This window comes from Pediococcus parvulus, from assembly GCF_007990205.1.
Classification (GTDB): Bacteria; Bacillota; Bacilli; order Lactobacillales; family Lactobacillaceae; genus Pediococcus; species Pediococcus parvulus.
In genome coordinates this window covers 1-4,430 of sequence record NZ_BJWE01000068.1, presented here as the reverse complement: position 1 = coordinate 4,430, position 4,430 = coordinate 1, and the positions used below count along the sequence as shown (strand labels likewise).

The window sequence follows — 4,430 nt, the reverse complement described above, 5'->3', positions numbered from 1 at the left end:
TCATCTTCTGCTGTATAAACCGCATCTTCGGTTGGCACATTATGAATTCCAAAATTAAAATTAGAAACATAATCAATACTTAAAGGTCCAACTTCGCCAGTTCCACTTCCATCACCTGGTTCATCTGGATCTGTGGGGTCGACCGGATCAACTGGGTGAGTCGTGTTTTCTTTAAATGTAACGGATGCGGTTGTGTCTTCAGTACGGTTTTCTGCTGCCATTGCAGTAACTGGTGCAATAGCTCCTAAAACAAGACCGCTCATACTAATTAGTGAGATTAAAGTTGTTTTTTTCATGACAATCGCTCCTATTCGTTTTTTAGGTTTATTTTACTTTCGTAAAATCTTATTCTCATACGGATGTCCATCCTCCCTAATTGCTATAGCAATAAGTCGGAGTGGCTCCTATTCGTTTTTTGGGTTTATCCTTTTACTTATTTGGCTGCTATAAAAATCCTTCTTCTCTGAATCCCATATCCAAGAACTACAATCATTCCTGATAATCCAATGACACTCAATAAAATTTCTGACTGTTCATCTGTTTGCGGCAAATATTGTTGTTTACCTTGTGATGCCGTTTCTACCTTTGAATAAATGGGTTTGTCCGGCACATTAGGTTGCGGCGTTGCAGGTGCTGCCTTCGTAAATCCCACATAACTTTCGGAAACGTGGGTATCACCACGGATCGGTGAATTAAACAAACACATCGACGCAACACTCAGTATCACAAGTATTAATCCTCTTTTCACATGGCATCATCTCCCTACTGATTAACCGGTGCATCCTGCAACGTCCAAGTAACCGCACCTGTATATTGTTCACCAGCAACTGGTTGTCCGGCTGTGGGCTCAAACGCTATTCCATTTTTAGAATCCCACACAGCCGAAACAGGCGTTATTTTCCCTGGTGTACCAGTGGTCAAGCTCGTCACTGGGCTTGAAGCAGAACTTAGCGTGTTATCCGTCCCTTTGTAAATATAATGCAGACTATTTGTCAAAACACCTTTAGTTGTTACTCCTGTCATTTGTTTTTTTAAAGCAACCGTCAAATTCCATCCGTTTATAGGATATCCAGTTGGAATTTTACGGGTATCAGTAACTTCAAGTGCCTGACTGCCAGTAGCAACCTTTCCCATATAGATTGGGTTTCCAGTGAATTCAGCATTCAAATCACTTCCAAAATCAATATTTGAAGGAGCAGTCAGACTGAGTAACCCGTCTGTGTAGACAATCCGAATATTAAAACTCTTTTGCCCACCTGTACCTGCAAACATTACTCTCAGTACATACACCGATCCCACTGAGTTTGTCGTCCACGCTGCAAACTTATTAGCCAAAAGTGAATAACTGAATGCCGTTTTAGCATTTGCGCCATCAGTTGTAAACGTTCCTAACGTTTGCACTACACCGTTTTGAGGTGGGGTAGCACCATTTCCGGATAACTTTGTTAGGGTATAGGTAACGGTAATCTTTTCTTTGTCTGGATCTTGAATATAACCTGTAAGGGCTTGATCTGTATCACTTGCATAACGATATATATATGAAATATTGATATTATTGACAGCCTGATCAAGTTTAATGTTCGCATTAACAATCGTTCGCGCCGATTTACCTGAAGTAGTTTTCGCATTTGAACTTGCTTCTGTACTTGAGCTTTCTGCTGAACTACTTACTTGTGAGCTTGAGTCTTCTGCTGAACTGATTGCTTGTGAACTTGAACTTTCCACTTTTTCGACTGATGAACTCGATACACTGTTTTTGCTTTCATCTGCTGTACTTGGCAAACTCGATGAACTACTCGTACTTTCTGCTGAGGAAGCCTCAGCTTGGGCTCCTATCTGGACTACATTACTAGTCAGTGCCTGCTTACTATCCAAAATACTTATTGAAAATTCACCTGCAGATTGTGCAATTAACTTAATGACAAAATTTTTCGAGGTTTTTGGAGTTAAAGTTAAGTTCAACTTATCGCTCTCCAATTGATACTTAAATCCATCATTAGTAGCTGCTTGGCTAAGTGCCGTTTTATCAATTATCACCCCGGTTGGAATAATCATACTAAAATCAATTGAACTCTCTTCCACCGTTTTCAATTGATTTACTTTAATTTCAACCGCGTCCCCCACATGAACAGAGTTTTGCGAGATGACAAGGTTAAAATTCGGTTCTGCATCATCTGCATAAGTTTGTTGATGACTATACAATCCGAAAATACTGGCTAAAGTGACAAACACTAGTAACGACTTTAGAAATCTTTTCACAATCATCACCTCTCCTCAAAACTAACCGCTTCCTTTTTACAAGTTAATCATAGCAAGTTTTAACTGATAGCGATTTCATTTTTTTATAGTTAACTCAAAAAAATTGCAATAATTCATATTTTTGTGTGCGTTAGAGCTCTCATTTTCTAATGTTTAATCATATTTCCATTCAAAAAATGCAAAAAAAAAGAGTTAAATTCTGAGTATAATCTAGACTACTCAGAATCTGACTCTTTTCTACATTTTAGGAATAGTATTTGGGAAATAGCACGAGACCCAGCTAAAGCCTATTTTTCCCATTCTTTTTCTCTACTATTTTTTAAACATTAACTGATGCACCGGAGTCTTTTCATAAAAATGAGTTTCAACGATTTTTTTAATCGCTACTAAATCACGAGTGATCCCTAGATTAGTTAGCCAATATGTATAATCCGTGTCATCGTAAGGCTCGTCGTGATAATTCGTTAGCACCAAATCATAGGCATTCCCGGGCTGATAATAGTTTACATTAACTCGCAAATCTCTTTTAAACATCTGGCGGATAAGATCAATAATCAACTGGCTAATATAATAATCAAAAGTAGTATCTACGCCAATATTGATATCCTTAATCTGTTGGTATCTAAAATCACGGATCACAAATAGTAACCGCCGCTGAAAATAGATCCAATTTTGTTCAATTAATTTGCTCACTTCTCCATACTTGGATTGAGTTAACACTCGCATTATTTCTTTAACAACCTGGCGTGCCTGATGTGAGAAAAAATGCGAGACATAGTAGTCAGCATAAATTTCATCCATATATTCCAAATTACCCGAAAAACAAAACGGTCGTGCACAAATATCAAAAACTAACTTCATTAATTCAAAGGGCCACTGGCTATCCTTAATTTCGAGCGTTTTTTGGATCAAATGATTCGTTTGATCCACTACCTGAGACAACCGTGTGTGTTGAGAATTATAAATATCGTAAAAACGTTGAACCACATTTGTCTTGCTATTAAATACAGACATACTAATTAACATGACACAAAACGCCTCAGATTCAAACTCCGATTTTGTTTGTGAACGAACATGAAAGACGCGCTGAAATACTTTTTTTATATGAAAATAAAGCTCATTGTTTTCGTATAATTCACGAACCGATTCTGGTATTCTAGTTTGTAACTTGGACTGGACAACCAACCGATGCTGAGAAATTGTCAACCACAAACGCACCCTATGAATTGCTTCAGAGTGAAAGTAGAAATGTAATTCGGTCTGCACTTCATTCACAAACTGATCCAAATTAAAATCTCGCACTTTAGGCGAATAATTAATGACTTGAAAAAGGTTGTAATAAAAGAAGCGAATTTGTAATTCATCCCCAATAATATTCCCATTGTGAATACTCAAATTGAATTCACTCAAAACGGTATTAAGCTGTTTAATAGTGCGATACAAAGAAGCCTCACTAAGATTTAATTTTTCTTGAAGGGTATATGTCGTAAGACTTCCATGATTATAAAAAAGCATCACAAGTTGAAACTTGGGTGATTTTTTTAAATAACGATCAAACAGCCAATCATCAAGTGCAAAGTTTTTGAGTATTTTGAAACTCGCCGTATTGGCTTCGATTTTGATTTCTACCTTGTTTTCATCAACTAAAGGTTGAACATCCTCATTTAAATCTTCTAAATAACGTTTCAACGTTGCAGGTGAAATTTTTAATTTTTTGGTCAACGATTGCTTGGTCGGTAAACGCAATGGCAAGGAGAGCGTCATCTTGGGTGAAATTTTTAATTTTTTGGTCAACGATTGCTTGGTCACTGGATTTCCGTCTAAATAAAGAATTTCTAGGATTTTAAATAAATTTTGTTGATTTTTCTCTAACAAATCCGTTTTTTACATCGTTATTAAACACTCACTTTTTATTTTTTCTACTTCTCTAGTTACACTTTACCATATAACATGTAAAGCGTTTACAAATATAACGAATCATTACAATAAATAAACGCTTGTCTATAAAAAAGATGTTGCACTATGATTGAGTTCCAATCATAAAGCAACATCTTTAAATACCCTATCTAAAGGTTAAAAGGATCAAAATTACTTCAATAACTAGTATTAAACGACTTGGTTCAAAAGCAGTAGTTTAATTGCCGTCCTGCGGCTCCAAGTCGTGCCTACTA

At 36.6% G+C, this 4,430-nt stretch carries 4 protein-coding genes; all 4 read right to left on the bottom strand.

Features of this window, described 5'->3' with window-relative positions; translation table 11 throughout:
* Positions 1-296: WxL domain-containing protein (locus PPA04_RS09130; RefSeq protein WP_147206810.1), on the bottom strand; the 296-nt coding region annotated here is incomplete at its 3' end.
* 137 nt (positions 297-433) lie between these two features.
* Entirely contained in the window at positions 434-748 is a 315-nt protein-coding gene (locus PPA04_RS09125) for an LPXTG cell wall anchor domain-containing protein (RefSeq protein ID WP_147206809.1), read from the bottom strand.
* A 14-nt stretch (positions 749-762) separates the two neighbouring features.
* Entirely contained in the window at positions 763-2,259 is a 1,497-nt protein-coding gene (locus PPA04_RS09120; RefSeq protein WP_147206808.1) for a WxL domain-containing protein, read from the bottom strand.
* A 312-nt stretch (positions 2,260-2,571) separates the two neighbouring features.
* Positions 2,572-4,068, bottom strand: coding sequence for an AcpB/EbpR/MafR family transcriptional regulator (locus tag PPA04_RS09115; RefSeq protein ID WP_147206807.1), 1,497 nt, complete (start codon positions 4,066-4,068; stop codon positions 2,572-2,574).
* Positions 4,069-4,430 lie beyond the last annotated feature (362 nt).